Raw genomic sequence first — 17715 nt, forward strand, 5'->3', positions numbered from 1 at the left:
ACGTCACAGGGGATCACCGATCGAAGGTTTCCGGGGAATGGCGGGCCGGTCAGGCGGTCGGTGCCAGGTAAGGCTCCAGCAGGCCGATCAGGGCATCGGCATGCTCCCGACTCGCATTCAAGGCGGGAATGTAGCGATAGCATTTTCCGCCGGCGCCGAGAAATTCGTTGCGGTTGGCGATCGCGATTTCCTCCAGGGTCTCCAGGCAATCCACGGCGAAACCGGGACACACCACATCCACTCGCCGGATACCCCGGGCCGGAAGTTCCCGCAGGGTGTCGACGCAATAGGGCTTGAGCCATTCGGCTCGGCCGAAGCGCGACTGGTAGACCAGCAGCCATTCGTCATCGTTCAGTTCGAGCAAACGGGCGATGCCTTGCGCCGTGGCCTGGCACTGGCCGGCGTAGGGATCGCCCAGGTCGATGCAGCGTTTGGGCAGTCCATGGAAGGAGAACAACAGGCGTTCGGGACGGCCGTGTTCCCGCCAGAACGAGCGGATGCTCGAGGCGACGGCTTCCAGGTACGCCGGCGAGCGGTAATAGTCGCCGATGAAATGCAGGCTGGGAATGTGGCGCCAGGGTTTCACGGCGTCGCACACGGCATCGAATGCCGAGCCGGTCGTAGCGGCCGAATACTGGGGATAGAGCGGCAGCACGACGATCGCTTCAACCCGGCGCCGCAGCGCCTCCAGCTTCGAACGGATGGAGGGACTGCCGTAGCGCATGGCGATTTCGACGGCGGCGAATCTGCCGTCGGCGGCCAGCAGATCGCGCAAGTCCTCCGTATAGGCCAGCAGCGGCGAGCCGCGTTCGGTCCAGATCGTACGGTAGGCATGGGCCGATTTTCCGGGCCGGACCCGCAGCACGACGAGGTTGAGGATCGGCCACCACAGCGCGCGGGGAATCTCGACCACCCGCGGATCGGACAGGAATTCGCGCAGATAGCGCCGGACCGCCTTCGGCGTCGGCGCCTCCGGCGTGCCGAGGTTGACCAGCAGGACTCCGAGTCGGGCGGTGCCGGAGCTCATGGCCCTATTTTCGGTTGATGAGGTCCAGGAACTCGGCCCAGGTGCTGCTTTGCTTGCGGAAGAGTCCGAGCATGGAGGAAGTGGTCATCACCGAGTTCTGTTTCTCGACGCCGCGCATCATCATGCACAGGTGTTTGGCTTCGACCACGACGGCGACGCCGCGCGGATTGACCGCGGTCTGGATCGCATCCGCGATCTGCTTGGTCAGGCGCTCCTGTATCTGCAGCCGGCGGGCATACATTTCCACGATCCGTGCGATCTTGGACAGACCGATGACCTTGCCCTGGGGCAGGTACCCGACATGGCATTTGCCGATGAACGGAAGCAGGTGGTGTTCGCACAGCGAATACAGCTCGATGTCCTTGACGATCACCATGTCCTCGGAATCCGCCTCGAAAACCGCGTTGTTGAGGACATGATCGAGCGACTGGTGATAGCCGCTGTTGAGGAACCGGAAGGCGCTCGCCGCCCGCTTGGGGGTGTCGATGAGCCCTTCGCGGGAAACGTCTTCGCCGATTTCCTGAATGAGCTGGCTGAAAAGTTTTTCCATCGCGCTGTGCATCGGGTAAGCCTCTTGAATCGGGTTAAAGGAACGAGGCGTGCCGGCCCCGGTTTCCGTGACATCCATCTGCGCCGAGCGCATTCGCGGCCTCCAGCAGCAAGGTTTCACCGGCGCCCCGCCGGGAGGCGCCTTCGCTGATATGGCGGCGCCAGCGTTTTCCGCCCGGCGTTGCATGATAAAGGCCCAGGATATGCCGGGTGAGGGCGTGCAGCCGGCTGCCTTTGGCGAGTTCGTCCCGCACGTAGGGCAGAAAGTCTTCGACGACTTCTTGCCGGGTTCTGGGTCTGAGGTCGCCGTGTCCGTAGAAGCGGTGGTCGGCCTCGGCCAGCAGGTAGGGGTTGTGATAGGCGGCCCGGCCGATCATGACGCCGTCGCACCATGACAGATGCCGTTCGGCTTCGTCCAGCGTCTGGATACCGCCGTTCAGCACGATCTCCAACTGGGGCAGGTCGGATTTGAGCCGCTGGACCACGTCGTAGCGCAGCGGCGGCGTATGCCGGTTTTCCTTGGGCGAAAGGCCTTGCAGCCACGCTTTGCGGGCATGGACGATGAAAGTGCGGCAGCCTGCGTGGCTTACGGCCATAACGAACCGAAACAGGTCTTCGTAGGAATCGCGGTCGTCGATGCCGATGCGGGTCTTGACGGTGACCGGCACCGAGACGGCCTCGCACATGGCGCTGACGCAGTCGGCCACGCGCCCCGGTTCGGCCATCAGGCAGGCGCCGAAGCGGCCGGTCTGGACCCTGGGGCTGGGGCAGCCGACGTTGAGATTGATTTCGTCGTAGCCCCGGAATTCCGCGATCTTCGCGCATTGGGCCAGATCCGCGGGGTCGCTGCCGCCAAGCTGGATCGCCAGGGGATGCTCCGCAGGGTGGAAGCCGAGGAGTCGCTCCCGGTCGCCATGGAGGATGGCAGCGGTCGTCACCATTTCGGTGTAGAGCAGGGTATGGCGGGAAATCAGCCGCAGGAAATAGCGGCAATGCCGGTCGGTCCAGTCCATCATCGGCGCGACGCTCAGACGGCGCCGGGGTCCCGGGGCGTCGGTCGGCAGCGTCGGCATCGCCAATGCCCCGGCTGGATCACGGCCCGATGGCCGGACGTTGAAAGCGCTCAAGGAAAGGTCACGATCCGGAATTGTCTTCCGAGGGGCCGGTCAGGAACACATCTTGGCGGGAGGGTTGGTACTGCACGGAGCGGGCACTCAACCAGGCTCCGCTCAGCATCAGCGTGCCGGCGCCCAGCGCCCCGGCACCGAGATAAAGCAGTTTCTCGAATTCCACCCACTCCCGCACGGCTTGGGCGGTGGCCGAGTCCTCGGCCGGTTCCGGCGACATGCGGTAGCGCTCGTGCTCGCCTGCGGATTTGAACTGGCCGCCCTGGGTTGCGTAATTCTGCAGGAACCGGAGCTCGGACTTCAGGGCCTCGAGAAGCCCGGCTTCGTCCGGTCCGAAGCGCCCCCCCTGGACGCTCTTTTCCAGCATTCTGAGCTTGTTCTCGACGGAGTCCTTCATCAGGCCGGCGACCCTCCCCTGGAGGGAATCGAGTTCGTTCTGATATTGCTGCAGATCGGGATTCCGAATGGCGGTGTGTTCGCCGTAAGACGCGTTCAGTCCTCTGAGCAGGGCTTCTCCCCGCCACAGGATCAGTACCATGATCGCAAGCGTAAGCCACAGGAAAAGAATTCCCGCCGTGCGCAGCCAGGACGCTCCCCGACTCTCCGCCACGGTCGGCCGGGCGAGCACGATTCCACCGAAATCCGGGCGAGGATGACCCTGGGACATCTTGCTCCCCCTTTTATCCATGGGCATTGAAGGTTGGTTTGCGCGCGCTCACAGCGATTCAGCCGGATCGGAACTGACTTTTAAATATGACAGATCGTCGGCGGCCGGTCAATTTCATCCGGAGCGGGCGATCCGCATGATGTCCACCATGTCCGCCACCGCTTTTCCTAGCCCTGAGAACAGGGCACGGGCAACGATGGCATGGCCGATGTTCAGCTCGACGATCTGCGGGATGTTGCAGATCGCGGCCACGTTGGCGTAGGTCAGGCCGTGCCCCGCATTGACCTGCAGCCCCAACGCCTCCGCAACCGACGCGGCATGGCGTAGTTTCTCCAACTCGCGGGACCTTTCCTCGTCGGTTCCCGCATCCGCGTAACGGCCGGTGTGCAGTTCGATCACCGGCGCACCGGCGCGGGCCGCGGCCTCGATCTGGGCGGTTTCCGGGTCGATGAACAGAGACACCTCGATGCCGGCGTCGCCAAGGCGCCGGCACGCTTCGCCGATCCGTTCCAAGTGGCCCGCCACGTCCAGTCCTCCCTCGGTCGTCAGCTCCTCCCGCCTTTCGGGCACCAGGCAGCAGGCATGCGGACCCACGCGGCAGGCGATGGCGACCATTTCGTCCGTGACGGCCATCTCAAGGTTGAGCCGGGTTTCGATCTGTTCCCGGAGCAACTCGATGTCCCTGTCCTGGATATGCCGGCGGTCTTCGCGCAGATGCGCGGTGATCCCGTCGGCACCTGCCTGTTCGGCGACCAAGGCGGCGTGCAGGACCGAAGGGTAAGGGGTGTGCCGCGCCTGCCGGATCGTCGCCACGTGGTCGATATTGACGCCGAGTCTGATGGGCAGTTTGACGTTCACGAGGGTCTGCGTCGGCGGATTGGATGGGGCGGTGGAGCCGCCTTGAATCGGTAAGCCATATCAAATCAACGAGCATCCGGTGTGATGCGGTCGCCAATGGTTACCGAGGTTTGCCACAACGTCGACGGCGCGCGTTCCTGGAAATACCGCAACTCTATTTTGGTGTCTGTTCCGGATTTGGAAAACAGGGTAGTCCGGCCAGTTTTTCCCGGCTGCTCCGAGGCACGCCAGTCCGCATGGAGGCAGCGGGTGGCAAGCTTTACGTTGCTTTCGTAATTGTCCTTTGCTGTAGGCTGGTCGCTTTCTTGCCACACGCAATTGTAGGTAAAGCGTCCGCCGCCCCAGTCCAATACATCACATTCGGTGCCCGGGAATATCGGTTTCGTGTCCCAACGGTTCACCAAGGGATCTACGGCCACGTTGCGTCTTATCTCTTTGAAATCAGAATCGGCCTGACTGACAACGTAGTTCAGGGACGAACATATTTCCGCTTCGGAAGGAAGCTGGGTTTCATCCGGACGATGCGCACAGGCGCTGGCGAACAGAAAAAGGATTCCTGCACTTACTGCTTTGATCCTGAAAGCCGGGGTAGTAGTGTCGGAAGGGGGCATGAGATTACTCGTACGTTGGTTATGTGGATTCCAGTGGCCCGTTGCGTCGGCGGCCGGCCAGGGACAAATGGCGTCCCCTAACTCGGTCAATCGAGCGGATATTCATAGTACCAGTTGGGGCGATCCGTTTCACTTACGGCGGGGTCGGGCAGCGTCCCTCCGACCCTTGCGCGGGGAGTGTTTTCCATACCGTGACGATATTCCTGCCGTCCAGGCGCCGATAGCCGACCGAGTCCATCATCCTCATCACGAGGAGAATCCCCAGGCCGCCGATGGCGCGTTCCTCCAGCTTGCGGTGTACCTCGGGCGAAGGGGCGGCCGTGGGGTCGAACTCATTGCCATCATCGGTGACGGTGAGCAGGGCGCGGCCGCCGTGCAGCGAGAGGCGGATGCCGATTTCTCCCCGTTCACCCGCACCGTATCCGTATTTGATGGTATTGGTCGCCAGCTCTTCCAGGACGAGATTCAACTGGACCGCGACCGGTTCGGGTACGCCAGAAGCCGAGCAGAACGCTTCCAGTTGCTCCATGACCTCGATCAGGGGCTGTATTCCGGCTTCGATGGTGCGCTCGAATTTGGCGCATTGCACGTCGGGCTCGTTCGGTTCCATGGAGGCTCGATGTGGGTTGGGTCGGGAAAAAACCGGTGTAGAATAACGCCGCTTTTGCGTAAGCGTCTCTCGACGCGGCGGGCCGTGCTCGGGCCGCATCCATCATCTTAAGGACAGGAATCGTGCAAGAGTCTGACATCGAAGGCAAGGATGAGCGTGGGGTCGAATGCTCCTGCTGCGATCTCGAACGTTTCATTTCCGGCGTCAAGGGGTTCAAGGACCGTTTCTACGGGCGCTACCCGGAACACATGCAGCGGCTCATCGAGCGAGGACAGCGTCCGGTCGCGCTCATGATCGCCTGCAGCGATTCGCGGGTCGATCCGGCTTTGCTCATGAACGTGGCGCCGGGTGATCTGTTTGTGGTGCGCAACGTCGCCAACCTCGTTCCGCCCTACCATGCCTCGTTCGCCCCTGATGGTGTGGGAGCGGCGCTGGAATACGCCGTCCGTCATCTCCAAGTGCCCCACATCATCGTCCTCGGGCACGCCCAGTGCGGCGGAATCAAGGCCTTGCTCGACATGGCGACCGGTGCCAAGTTCGAGAGTGACTTCATCGGCGAGTGGGTCTCGATGGCCATGGACGCCTGCTGGCAGTACGTGCCGGATGCCAGCGGGGAGGGGCTCAGGCAGGTCTCTCTGGAGCGTCTGAAGGACTATTCCTATCTCGTCGAGCGCGCGGCCATTCAGGGTTCCCTGGGGAATTTGCTGACCTATCCCTGGGTCAGGGAGGCGGTGGAGCAGGGGCGGCTTTTCCTGCAGGGGTGGTGGTTCGATCTCGAGTCCGGGGATCTGTGGGTCACCAGCGGCGACAATTCGCAGTTCTTGCCCGTTACCGACTGACTTCTCCCGGATGAAGCGGCCCGAGAACATCGTCTATTGGCTGAACGACAAACCGCCGGCCGCGATCTCCGCGTTCGTCGGCCTGCAGCAGATGTCCTTTCTCGGCGTCTACCTCGTGATTTCGCCGCTGTTCGTGAGGACCGAAAACATCGGTGACCACGACTCGCAGATTCTGCTGGCGACCACGCTCCTGGTTTCCGGAATCGGGGTCATGTTGCAGGCGGCCGGGCGCCTCGGCATAGGTTCCGGGTATTTTTGCCCCTTGCAGGCCACTTCGGCGTCGTTCGCGACCATGGAACTGGCACGGCTTGCCGGGGGCATGGAGCTTGCCTTCGGCATGGTGGGCGTGATGGGAGCGGCGCAGGTCCTGTTCGGCGAGGTGTTCCGGCGGCTGCGCAGCATATTTTCGGTTGAACTTGCCGGCGTGGCCGTGACCTTGGTCGGACTGGGCCTCGGTTACAAGGGGGTCACCCTGCTCGGCGGCATCGATGCGCCCGGTGGGCTGTGGAAGCACGACATCGCCATTGGATTTCTCGCGCTTGCGGTCATGATCGTTTGCAACGTCTGGTCGTCCAGCAGTCTTCGCTTGTTTTCGGCGTTTGCCGGATTGGCCGCAGGTTTGGCCGTCAGTGTTCTGGTCGACGGCATTCGGCCCGAGGACGCCGAGAACTACAAGGAGACGCCTTTGCTGGCGCTGCCCCAGTTGCCCACCTTCGGCTGGGCATTCGATCCGGCGCTGATCGTGCCTTACATCGTGCTGGGTCTGGCTTTTTCCCTGCACGGATTCGGTGCGCTCGCCGCCGCTCAGCGCTTCAACGATTCGGAATGGCGGCATCCCGACATGGCGCAGATATCGCGGGGCATTCGCGCGGAGGGGGTTTCCAACCTCATTGCCGGACTGGTGAACAGTCTGCCGCTCACTTCCAGCGGCGGTGCCGTCTCCCTGGCAGCGGCCACCGGCTGTACCAGCCGCCATATTGCCTATTGGCTCGGCGGTATCATGATCGTCCTGGCATTCGTACCGAAGATCACGGTGTTTTGGTCGGTGCTTCCCGTGCCGGTGATCGGGGCGGCGGCGGTATTCCTGTCATCCTTCACCCTGCTGGCCGGCTTGCAGATGATCGCATCGCGCATGCTCGACAACCGCAAGATTCTCACCGTCGGCATCGGCCTCTTGCTGGGGGTCAGCCATGAGCCTTTGAAGCACCATTATCGGGAAGAGCTGCCTTCCTTCCTGGTGCCGGTAACCCAGTCGAGCGTCGCTCTCGGCGTGGCCGGTGCGACCTTGCTGTCGGGTGTGTTCCGCATCGGTGCGGGCACGCGGCGACGGCGGTCGTTCGTCCTCGGAGAATCGCAGCTCGACGACGTCATCGACTACCTGGACCGGCAGGGGCGGGCCTGGGGCGCCCGCCCGGACGTCGTGCGGCGCAGCGAATACGCGATATGGCAGGCGTTCGAGATCCTCCACGACCACGGTTTCGTGACGCGGAACGAACAAGGCGAGGGTGTCGTCGAGGTCGAGACCCTGGTCGACGAATTCACGTTCACGGTGATCGCCCGTTACCGCGGCGACGCGATCCCGCTCTCCACCCACGCCCCCAGTCATGAGGAGCTTCTGGAGTCCGATACGGGTATCCTGGAGATGGCGGGCTATCTGCTTTACAAGCTCGCGGACAGGGTGCGTTCGCGCGCGCTTTTCAATGGGATGGCGGAGCTCCGCCTGACCTTTGTCGAATGATTCGCTGCATTTCAACTTGTTGCCTGGAGCAAACCGATGCTTGATATCACTTGTGAAACCCGGGGCGAGGTGCTGGTCGCGCATCTGAGCGGCCGCATCGACGCCGCCGCGTCCCGCGCCTTCGAGGAACAGGCGCTGGCCTGGCTGGATGCGGGAACCCGAAACCTGGTGATGGATCTTTCGTCCATCAGCTACATCAGCAGCGCCGGTTTGCGGGTCTTTCTGCTGATCGCCAAGAAACTCAAGGAGGCGGAAGGCTCGGTGAAGCTCTGCGCGCTCACGCCGGCGGTCAACGACGTTTTCGAGATCAGCGGATTCAGCCGGCTGTTTTCGATCTATCCGTCGCTGGAACATGTGACCTGAGTCGAATGCCGGCGCGGCCATCCTGGTGTCTGCCATGAAGAAGCTGGTCGTTTCGGGCGCGGCACTCGCGGTCCTGGCCGCTTTGGCCGGCGCATGGGGCTTGCGCGAGCACGCCCGGCCGCCGATCAGGATAGGCATACTGCATTCGCTGACCGGCGCCATGGCCATCAGCGAGAAATCGGCTGTGGATGCGGAACTCATGGCCATCGACGAGATCAACGCCGCGGGCGGCCTGCTGGGGCGCCGGGTCGAAGCGGTGGTGGCCGACGGCGCGTCGGACTGGGGGACTTTCGCCAGGCAGGCGGGCCGGCTGATCACCGAGGAAAAGGTCAGTGCGATCATCGGCTGCTGGACTTCCGCCTGCCGGAAAAACGTCAAGCCGGTGGTGGAAAAATATAACCACCTGCTGATCTATCCCATGGCCTATGAAGGCCTGGAGATTTCCAAGAACATCATCTACACGGGGCTGGCCCCTAATCAGCAGATCGTCCCCGCCCTGAAATGGAGCCTGGACAAGCTGGGCAGGCGCGTTTTCCTGGTGGGTTCGGATTACGTGTGGCCGCACAGCGTCAATGCCGTTCTGCGGGATTGGATCAAGGGGCTGGATGGCGAAATCGTGGGCGAGGAATACGTTTTCTTCGGCAGCAGCGACGTCGGCAGCGTGGTCGAGAAAATCGCCGCCCTACGTCCGAACGTCGTCATCAGCACGATCGCGGGGGAATCGAATCTGGCTTTCTACCGTGTGCTGCGGGAATCCGGTATCCAGGCGAAAGACGTTCCCGTGGTGTCGCTGTCGGTGGGGGAAGAAGAACTCCGCGACATTCCACCGCGGGACGCCGCCGGCCATTATTCCGCCTGGGGTTATTTTCAGGCGGTCGCCCGCGAGGAAAACACCTCTTTCGTGAGGCGGTTCCGGGAGCGCTACGGCCAGGACCGGGTGACGGCGGATTTTCCGGAGACGGCCTATTTCAGCATGCTGCTGTGGGCCGAGGCGGTGCGCGAGGCCGGGTCGCCCGAGGCCGGCCTGGTCAACGAATACATGCTCGGCCAGAGCATCGACGCCCCCGAGGGCGTGGTGACGATCGATCCGGCCACGCGCCATACCTGGAGGTCGTTCAACATGGGGCGCATCCTCGACAATGGCCAGGTCGAAATCGTCTGGTCGACGGATCACCCCATCAGGCCCGTGCCGTATCCCAGGACCCGCAGCAGACGCGAATGGGAAAACTTTCTCAACGAGCTCTACATAGGGTGGAACCACAACTGGGCGAATCCCGTGCCCACCGTCGCGACCGTCGAAAGAAAGGACAAGCGGCAGTGAAAATCTCGGCTTCGAGGCTCGGGCAAGGCACCATCGCGGGACGCATACTCCGCTGGTTCCTGATCTTGGCGACGGTCCCCGCCATCGCATTGACCCTGGTGACCAATTATCTTTCCGCGGAGGCGCTGCGCGACCGCGTCCAGGGCGAGCTGATGTTCATCGCCCTTTCCAAGGCCGAGGACGTGGAAACCTATGCCTATGAGCGGATAAGGGCGGCGGTGGTGCTGCGCAACGACCAGTATCTGGTCGCGTCGATGAATGCTTTACAGAAATACCGGCGCGAACCGGGGCGTTACGCCAGGGAGCAGCAGGCATTCGACCTGGAGGCGCGCCCCGTGCTGGATTTCATGATAGAAAACCTGGCTTTCAGGAATCTGATCGCCTTCGATCCCCGGGGGGAAGTTCTGTACCAGTCGCATCCGGTCCAGCAGCTCGGGAAGAACCTCTTTGAAGGCCAACTGAAGGAGTCGCCGCTTGCCAAAGCGGTGCAGCACGCCACGACGCTGCTCGACGCCGAAATCTCCGATTTCGGTGCCTATCCGGGCGGCGACAAGCCGGTGGGATACGTCGTGACGCCGCTGTTCGACAGCGGGGGAGGGCTCGTCGCCATCATCGCCTTGCAGTTGGATACGGACGAGATATTTGCGCCGTTCCTGGACTACAGCGGCCTGGGAGACACCGGTCAGACGGTCGTGGGCCTCTTGGACCACAACGAGATACGCATCATTTCACCACTGAGAAACCAGCCCGATGCGGCGCAGAAGCTCCGTATCCAGATGGGGGACAGCCAGGGTCAGGGCATCCAGAAGGCCGTGCTGGGGAACCGCGATTTCGGGGAGATTTCCGGAATATTCAAGGAGCCGGTGCTGGCGAGCTGGACTTACCTGCCGTCTTTCCGGTGGGGACTCTCGGTGCAGATGGACGTGGACGAGGCGCTGGCCCTGGTGGACACCCAGCGTCTGGTCAACGGCGGGCTGCTGGCGTTGCTGCTGATTCCCACCGCCCTGGCGGCTTCCCTGGTCTCGCGCACCATCTCGCGCCCCGTGGGCGAAGCCATAGCCGCGGCAGAGACGGTCGCCGCCGGCGACCTCACGGCGAATCTCGACAGCGACCGGAACGATGAAACGGGCAAACTGCTCCGGGCGTTGGGGCGCATGACGACCTATCTCAATTCGCTGGTCGGACAGGTGCAGAAGTCGATCATCGAGCTGGTGTCGACCTCCAACACGCTGACGGCGATGAACCGGGCCCAGGAAGAGGACATATCGGCCTTCGGTGCGACCACGAATCAGATCGCGGCGGCTTCGCGGGAAATCTCGGCGACTTCGGAAGAGCTGTTGCGCACGATGGCGGACGTGACCCGCATGGCCGGGAGCACGGCCGAGATGGCGAATGCCGGGCGTAACGAGCTGGCCGACATGGAGCAGGTGATGCGCACCCTGGCCGAGTCCACCGGTTCCATCGCCGACAAGCTCAACGCCATCAGTGCGCGCGCCAGCGACATCTCCACGATGACTACCACCATCAAGCGGGTGGCGGAGCAGACCAATCTTCTGTCGCTCAATGCCTCGATCGAAGCGGAGAAAGCCGGAGAGTTCGGTCTGGGATTCGCCGTCGTCGCCCGCGAGATCCGCCGCCTCGCGGACCAGACCGCCGTGGCTACGTTGGACATCGAAACCGTGGTGCGGGAGATGCATGCCGCGGTGTCGGTCGGGGTCATGGAAATGGATAAGTTCTCCGAGCAGGTCCGGCGGGGGGTCGACGAGACGAGTCGGATCAGCCAGCAGTTTTCCCGGATCATCGAGCAGGTGGGGGAGCTGACTCCGCGGTTCGATGCCGTGCACGAGGGCATGCGCTCGCAGTCGGCCGGCGCGCTCCAGATTCGCGACGCCATGGTGGCTTTGTCGGAGAGCGCGATGCAGTCCGCGCAGGCATTGGAAGAAACCAACCGGGCCTCGCAGCGGCTGGAGACGGCGATCGCCGAGCTCCGCAAGGAAATCGCCATCTTCCGTTTGTCGTGATGCGCTTGGGGGGGTGTGGATTCCGGGCCGCTCCGTGGAACGCGTTTGGAAGCCGGCAATCAATCGGTGTAAACTCTCACGTTCGATTTTGCGCCGCCAAGGCGTGTTTTTTTCACTCCGACGGAAGAGGTTTAGGTTCCCATGTTCAGCAAGGGTATGGAGATTGCCGGATTCGACGACGAACTCTGGACTGCGATCCAGGACGAGGAACGCAGGCAGGAGGACCACATCGAGCTGATCGCTTCGGAGAACTATGCCAGCCCGCGGGTGATGCAGGCCCAGGGGACCGTGCTGACCAACAAGTACGCGGAAGGGTATCCAGGCAAGCGCTATTACGGCGGCTGTGAGTACGTCGACGTGGTGGAGACCCTGGCCGTCGAGCGCGCCAAACAACTGTTCGAGGCCGATTACGCCAACGTCCAGCCGCATTCCGGTTCGCAGGCCAATGCCGCCGTCTACATGGCCTTGCTGAATCCGGGCGATACGGTGCTGGGCATGAGCCTGGCGCACGGCGGACATCTGACCCACGGCGCCAAGGTCAATTTTTCAGGCAAGCTTTACAAAGCCATCCAGTACGGGCTCAACCCGGAAACCGGCGAAATCGATTACGGCCAGGTCGAAGAACTGGCCCGCGAGCACCATCCGAAGATGATCGTGGCCGGTTTCTCCGCCTATTCCCAGGTGGTCGACTGGCAGCGTTTCCGCGCGATCGCCGATTCGGTCGGCGCCTGGCTCATGGTCGACATGGCCCACGTCGCGGGATTGATCGCGGCCGGCCTGTATCCCAGCCCGGTGCAGATCGCCGACGTGACGACGACCACCACCCACAAGACGCTCCGCGGGCCGCGCGGTGGCCTGATCCTGGCCAAAGCCAATCCCGACGTCGAGAAAAAGCTCAACTCGCTGGTTTTCCCCGGCATTCAGGGCGGCCCGCTGATGCACGTGATCGCGGCGAAGGCCGTAGCGTTGAAAGAGGCCTTGCAGCCCGATTTCAAGCACTATCAGGCTGCGGTGATGGAGAACGCCGACGCCATGGCGAAGGCTTTCATCGGGCGCGGCTACCGCATCGTGTCCGGCGGCACCCGGAATCATCTGTTTCTGGTCGATCTGATCGAAAAAGGCCTGACCGGCAAGCTGGCCGAAGAGGTGTTGGGCAGGGCGCATATCACCGTCAACAAGAATGCGGTGCCGAACGATCCGCAGTCTCCCTTCGTGACCAGCGGCATCCGGGTGGGGACGCCCGCCGTGACGACCCGCGGCTTCGGGGTCGAGGAATGCCGTCTGCTGGCGAGCTGGATGTGCGACGTCATGGACAAGTCCGAGGACGAAACGGTCATCGGCCAGGTGCGCGAAGAGGTGACCCATCTGTGCCGGCGTTTCCCGGTCTATGCCAACTGAACGTGCGGGTCGCTCACCGGAGCCCCGCGGTTTTTGAGGGGTGAAGTTCGCCCGTGCGGTGCCCTTTCTGCGGTGCTCAAGATACGCGAGTCGTGGATTCCCGGCTGTCGCAGGAGGGGGACCAGGTGCGCCGCCGCCGCGAGTGCGGCGAGTGCAAGGAGCGCTTCACCACCTATGAGGCGGCGGAACTCAACATGCCCAGGGTGGTGAAATCGGATGGCAGCCGGCAGCCGTTCCGCGAGGAGAAGCTGCGGGCCGGCATGCTGCGCGCCCTGGAAAAGCGCCCGGTGCCCAGCGACCGGGTGGAGGCGGCCATCACCCGCATCAAGAAGCGCCTGCTCGCCACCGGCGAGCGTGAAGTGCAGTCCCGCCTGGTCGGCGAGTACGTGATGAACGAGCTGAGCCAGCTCGACGACGTGGCCTATGTCCGGTTCGCCTCGGTCTACCGCCGGTTCGAGGACGTCAACCAATTCCGCGAAGTGATCGACCGCCTGGAAAGCGAGCCGGATTCCGAAACCGCCCGCAGGCAGGCCGATGCTTTCGATGCCTGAAAACGGGCGTTCCGTGCCTTCATCGATGCTCCCCTTGCCCGATGCCGCGAACTGGTGCGCCGAGGATCACCGCTTCATGGCGCGCGCCCTGCGTCTTGCCGAAAAGGGTTTGTATACGACCGACCCCAACCCTCGGGTGGGTTGCGTCCTGGTGCAAGGATATGAAGTGGTCGGCGAGGGCTGGCACCAGCGGGCCGGCGGCCCCCATGCCGAGATCGCGGCGCTGCGGGACGCCGGACAACGGGCCAGGGACGCCACGGCCTATGTGACGCTGGAGCCCTGTTCGCATCACGGCCGGACGCCGCCCTGCGCCGACGCCCTGATCGAGGCGGGAGTTCGCCGTGTAGTGGCGGCCATGCAGGATCCCAATCCGCGGGTGGCGGGGCAAGGCCTTGAACGGCTGCGGCGGGCGGGGGTCGAAGTGTCCTGCGGCTTGTTGTGGCAGGAGGCGGAGCGCTTGAATCCAGGCTTCGTCAAGCGGATGCGTTCGGGCTTGCCTTTCGTCCGCAGCAAGCTGGCCATGAGCCTCGACGGGCGCACCGCCCTGGCCTCCGGCGAGAGCAAATGGATCACCGGCGAAGCGGCGCGGTACGACGTCCATCGCCTGAGGGCGCGCAGCTCCGCCATCGTGACCGGGATCGGCACCGTGCGTGCCGACGATCCCTTGCTCACCGCCCGCCTGAGCGAAGATACCGATCTGGAACAGCCGGCGAGGGTGATTCTGGACAGCCGCCTGCGATCGTCGGCGGACGCACGGGTTTTCCGGCAGGCCGGCCGTACGCTGGTGCTGACCACGGCGGCCGATCCTCCGGCGCGGCAATCCCTGGTCGATGCCGGCGCGGAGGTGATGGAGGTGGAGCCCGATGCTTCGGGAAAGCCGGAAGTGTCGGCCGTTGTGCGGGTGCTGGGACAGATGGAATTCAACGAGGTGCTTTTCGAGGCCGGCGCAACCCTGAACGGAGCGCTGCTGATGGCCGGCGCGGTCGACGAGTGGGTCGTCTACCTCGCGCCCTGTGTCTTGGGGGACGAGGCGCGCGGACTGTTCCGCCTGCCCGGTCTGGCCGGGATGGCGGACCGTCCGGAACTGGCGATCGTGGACGCACGGCGGGTTGGCAGGGACATGCGGCTGATCCTACGGCCGATCGGTCCCGGAGAACTTTGAAGCGATGTTTACAGGCATAATACAGGCCATAGGGCAGCTACAGCGCAAGGAGCCCCGTGGCGGCGACTGCCGTTTGACCGTCGCCGCCGGCAAGCTGGCCATGGGCGAAGTGAGGCTCGGCGACAGCATCGCGGTCAACGGCGTCTGCCTGACCGTGGTCGAATTCGGCGGGGGCGGTTTCAGCGCCGACGTCTCCCGCGAGACCCTGTCCCGCACCACACTGGGAGAGCTCGGGGCCGGGGCGGCGCTCAACCTGGAGCTGGCGCTGACACCGAGCACCCGCCTGGGCGGACACATCGTCAGCGGTCACGTCGACGGCGTCGGTACCATCAGCGCACGGGGCGGGGATGGACGGTCGGTCAGGTTCCGCATCGATGCGCCTGCGCAGCTGGCGAAATACATCGCCGAAAAGGGGTCGATCTGCGTCGACGGAATCAGCCTGACGGTCAATCGCGTCGACGGCTGCACCTTCGACGTCAACGTCGTTCCCCATACGCTGGCCGAAACGACGCTGGGGGAAGCCCCGGCCGGCAGGCGCGTCAATCTGGAAGTCGATCTGCTGGCGCGGTACCTGGAACGGCTGATTCAAGGCGAGGCCGCCGCGCGGCCCGCCGGTTCACTCACGCGCGAATTGCTGCGCGGCCATGGATTCATCGCAGAATGACTCTGAATACGATCGAAGAAATCATCGAAGACATCCGCCGGGGCAGGATGGTCGTCATCATGGATGACGAGGACCGGGAAAACGAGGGCGATCTCGTCATGGCGGCGGGCCACGTGCGGCCGGAGGACATCAACTTCATGGCGCGCTATGGCCGAGGCCTGATCTGCCTGACGCTGACCCGGGAGCGCTGCCAGCAGTTGCGGTTGCCCTTGATGGTGAACGAGAACCGGACGCCGCACTCGACCAATTTCACGGTGTCGATCGAAGCCGCGACCGGCGTCACCACGGGCATTTCGGCCAGCGACCGCGCCCGCACCATCCAGTGCGCCGTGGCCGTGGACGCCAAGCCCGATGATCTGGTCCAGCCGGGCCATATTTTTCCGCTCATGGCGCAGCCCGGCGGCGTGCTGAACCGTGCCGGCCACACCGAGGCGGGCTGCGATCTGGCACGCCTGGCCGGACTGGTGCCGGCAGCGGTCATCGTGGAAATCCTCAACGAGGACGGTTCGATGGCGCGGCGCGCGGACCTGGAACAGTTCGCGGCGGTCCATGGCCTCAAGATCGGCACCATCGCCGACCTGATCCATTACCGGATGCAGAACGAACAGACGGTGGAACGCATCTGCGAATGTGATTTCCCGACCGAATACGGCCGCTTCCGCCTCCACGCCTATCAGGACCGTCTGGACAACAAGCTGCACCTTGCGCTGACGCTGGGCGACATCGCCGGCGACGAGCCGGTGCTGGTGCGGGTGCACGGCCGCAACCTGCTGACCGACCTGTTCGGGGTGAGGCGCGGCGATGTCGGCATCTCGCTGCGCGCGGCGATGAAGCGGATCGCGGACGAGGGACGTGGCGTGCTGGTCGTGATCCGCAACGAGGAAGACGATCGCTGCCTGGTGGAGCGCATTCATCATTACCAGATGGAGGACCACGGCGTGGACATCGGCCAGCGCGAGGACCCCGGCGTGGACTGGCGTACGACCGGAACCGGAGCGCAAATTCTCGCCGACCTGGGTGTGCATAAATTGCGGGTTCTGGGCGCGCACAAGAAATATTTGGGGCTTTCCGGCTACGGGCTGGAAGTCGTGGATTACGTGACAACCGACTGATCGGGAACCGACATGGCTCATATCAAGACTTTCGAAGGCGGCATGAACGCCGCAGGACTGCGCGTCTGCATCGCCGCTTCGCGCTTCAACAGTTTCATCGTGGACCACCTGGTCAGCGGTGCGATCGATACCTTGGTCCGCCACGGGGCCAACAGGGACGACATTTGCATTGCCAAGACGCCGGGAGCGTATGAGCTGCCGCTGGCGGTGAAGCAGATCGCCGGCTCCGGGCGTTTTGACGCGATCATCGCGTTGGGAGCGGTCATCCGGGGCGCGACGCCTCATTTCGATTACGTCGCCGGCGAATGCGTGAAAGGTTTGGCGAGCGTTTCGCTACAGCACGGTCTGCCGGTCGCCTTCGGCGTGCTCACCGTGGACACCATCGAGCAGGCGGTGGAACGGGCCGGAACCAAGGCCGGCAACAAGGGGGCGGAAGCGGCATTGTCCGCGATCGAAATGGTCAATCTGCTGCGGCAGTTGGGGGCGGAATGAGTCTGGCGCGGACGCTGGCGCGCCGCGCCGCCGTGCAAGCCGTCTACCAATGGCAGCTAGCGCGGGAAAGCCTTCCGGAAATCGAACGCCAGTTCGTTGAGGAGCTGCAGCTTGCCAAGTCGTTGTACCGGCGCCATGCCAACGGTTTCGAACTGAGCCCGCCTGAGAGGGAGCAGCTCGAGGAACTGCTGGAAAAATTCGGCCGATCCGAGGGAACGGACGAATTCGAGGAAGAGGATGCCACGCTGGAGCAGCGGGCCAGCAAATGCCAGGTGCCCGATGTCCAGGTCGGTTATTTCAAGGAGCTCCTGCACGGTGTGGCGAGCAATCTGGCCTTGGTGGATGCCGCGCTGGCGAAATATCTCGATCGTCCCATCGATGAGGTCGATCCGGTGGAGCGGGCGATTCTGCGAATCGGCTGCTACGAATTCCTGCGTCGCCCCGAGACGCCATACCGGGTGATCCTGAACGAGGCCATCAATCTGGCCAAGGAGTTCGGCGCAGCCCAGAGCTACCGTTACGTGAACGGCATTCTCGACCGGGTGGCGCACGACTGCCGGGCGGTCGAGATGGCGGCTCGCAGACGGGGTTGAGCTTGCCCGGTT

The 17715-nt window shown here is 63.6% G+C and carries 19 protein-coding genes; 12 read left to right on the top strand and 7 right to left on the bottom strand.

Translation table 11 applies throughout. The features are described 5' to 3' along the window. Positions 1 to 49 precede the first annotated feature (49 nt). From hemH to ABZN20_RS01960, 7 genes are all read right to left on the bottom strand, one after another. Positions 50 to 1027, bottom strand: a complete 978-nt coding sequence (hemH, locus tag ABZN20_RS01930) for a ferrochelatase (protein ID WP_218806463.1) — start codon at positions 1025 to 1027, stop codon at positions 50 to 52. Between the two features lie 4 nt (positions 1028 to 1031). Further along, complete coding sequence (gene folE / locus ABZN20_RS01935) at positions 1032 to 1589, bottom strand: GTP cyclohydrolase I FolE (RefSeq protein WP_367026615.1); 558 nt, start codon at positions 1587 to 1589, stop codon at positions 1032 to 1034. 22 nt (positions 1590 to 1611) lie between these two features. After that, positions 1612 to 2649, bottom strand: a complete 1038-nt coding sequence (gene dusA / locus ABZN20_RS01940; protein ID WP_367026616.1) for a tRNA dihydrouridine(20/20a) synthase DusA — start codon at positions 2647 to 2649, stop codon at positions 1612 to 1614. A 61-nt stretch (positions 2650 to 2710) separates the two neighbouring features. Continuing rightward, positions 2711 to 3370: a hypothetical protein gene (locus ABZN20_RS01945; protein WP_367026617.1), complete on the bottom strand. Its 660-nt coding sequence runs from the start codon at positions 3368 to 3370 to the stop codon at positions 2711 to 2713. 114 nt (positions 3371 to 3484) lie between these two features. Beyond that, entirely contained in the window at positions 3485 to 4228 is a 744-nt protein-coding gene (gene pdxJ, locus ABZN20_RS01950; protein ID WP_218806467.1) for a pyridoxine 5'-phosphate synthase, read from the bottom strand. 65 nt (positions 4229 to 4293) lie between these two features. After that, entirely contained in the window at positions 4294 to 4839 is a 546-nt protein-coding gene (locus tag ABZN20_RS01955) for a hypothetical protein (RefSeq protein WP_367026618.1), read from the bottom strand. 133 nt (positions 4840 to 4972) lie between these two features. Then, positions 4973 to 5449 (bottom strand): ATP-binding protein, encoded by a 477-nt coding sequence (locus ABZN20_RS01960; RefSeq protein ID WP_218806469.1) that lies wholly within the window; start codon positions 5447 to 5449, stop codon positions 4973 to 4975. Positions 5450 to 5571: 122 nt separating this feature from the next. On the opposite strand from ABZN20_RS01960, the gene ABZN20_RS01965 reads away from it, so the two are divergent. The 12 genes from ABZN20_RS01965 to nusB all read left to right on the top strand — a co-directional run bounded on the left by ABZN20_RS01965 (position 5572) and on the right by nusB (position 17703). Then, the gene (locus tag ABZN20_RS01965) at positions 5572 to 6288 is read left to right on the top strand and encodes a carbonic anhydrase (protein ID WP_218806470.1); all 717 of its coding nucleotides are present in this window, start codon (positions 5572 to 5574) and stop codon (positions 6286 to 6288) included. A gap of 10 nt (positions 6289 to 6298) precedes the next feature. Then, positions 6299 to 8026 carry a solute carrier family 23 protein gene (locus ABZN20_RS01970; protein WP_367026619.1) on the top strand — a complete coding sequence of 576 codons (1728 nt, stop codon included), beginning with the start codon at positions 6299 to 6301 and terminating at the stop codon, positions 8024 to 8026. Positions 8027 to 8062: 36 nt separating this feature from the next. Continuing rightward, entirely contained in the window at positions 8063 to 8389 is a 327-nt protein-coding gene (locus ABZN20_RS01975) for an STAS domain-containing protein (protein ID WP_218806472.1), read from the top strand. A 34-nt stretch (positions 8390 to 8423) separates the two neighbouring features. After that, a complete protein-coding gene (locus tag ABZN20_RS01980) occupies positions 8424 to 9710 on the top strand; it encodes an ABC transporter substrate-binding protein (RefSeq protein WP_218806473.1) in 1287 nt (428 codons plus the stop codon). Further along, on the top strand, positions 9707 to 11731 hold the full coding sequence (locus tag ABZN20_RS01985; RefSeq protein WP_255556382.1) for a methyl-accepting chemotaxis protein: 2025 nt from the start codon (positions 9707 to 9709) through the stop codon (positions 11729 to 11731). The genes ABZN20_RS01980 and ABZN20_RS01985 overlap by 4 nt, the downstream gene beginning before the upstream one ends. A gap of 141 nt (positions 11732 to 11872) precedes the next feature. After that, entirely contained in the window at positions 11873 to 13129 is a 1257-nt protein-coding gene (gene glyA, locus ABZN20_RS01990; RefSeq protein WP_218806474.1) for a serine hydroxymethyltransferase, read from the top strand. Between the two features lie 53 nt (positions 13130 to 13182). After that, positions 13183 to 13680 (top strand): transcriptional regulator NrdR, encoded by a 498-nt coding sequence (nrdR, locus tag ABZN20_RS01995; RefSeq protein ID WP_218806475.1) that lies wholly within the window; start codon positions 13183 to 13185, stop codon positions 13678 to 13680. Between the two features lie 13 nt (positions 13681 to 13693). Next, positions 13694 to 14842 carry a bifunctional diaminohydroxyphosphoribosylaminopyrimidine deaminase/5-amino-6-(5-phosphoribosylamino)uracil reductase RibD gene (gene ribD / locus ABZN20_RS02000; protein WP_255556383.1) on the top strand — a complete coding sequence of 383 codons (1149 nt, stop codon included), beginning with the start codon at positions 13694 to 13696 and terminating at the stop codon, positions 14840 to 14842. A 4-nt stretch (positions 14843 to 14846) separates the two neighbouring features. Beyond that, positions 14847 to 15506, top strand: coding sequence for a riboflavin synthase (locus ABZN20_RS02005; protein WP_218806476.1), 660 nt, complete (start codon positions 14847 to 14849; stop codon positions 15504 to 15506). Next, positions 15503 to 16618, top strand: a complete 1116-nt coding sequence (ribBA, locus tag ABZN20_RS02010; RefSeq protein WP_218806477.1) for a bifunctional 3,4-dihydroxy-2-butanone-4-phosphate synthase/GTP cyclohydrolase II — start codon at positions 15503 to 15505, stop codon at positions 16616 to 16618. Before ABZN20_RS02005 ends, ribBA begins: the two co-directional genes overlap by 4 nt. Positions 16619 to 16630: 12 nt before the next feature. Then, positions 16631 to 17110 (top strand): 6,7-dimethyl-8-ribityllumazine synthase, encoded by a 480-nt coding sequence (gene ribE / locus ABZN20_RS02015; protein ID WP_218806478.1) that lies wholly within the window; start codon positions 16631 to 16633, stop codon positions 17108 to 17110. Then, positions 17107 to 17703 carry a transcription antitermination factor NusB gene (gene nusB / locus ABZN20_RS02020; protein WP_218806479.1) on the top strand — a complete coding sequence of 199 codons (597 nt, stop codon included), beginning with the start codon at positions 17107 to 17109 and terminating at the stop codon, positions 17701 to 17703. Before ribE ends, nusB begins: the two co-directional genes overlap by 4 nt. Positions 17704 to 17715 lie beyond the last annotated feature (12 nt).

The organism is Methylococcus sp. ANG, assembly GCF_040730495.1.
GTDB lineage: Bacteria > Pseudomonadota > Gammaproteobacteria > Methylococcales > Methylococcaceae > Methylococcus.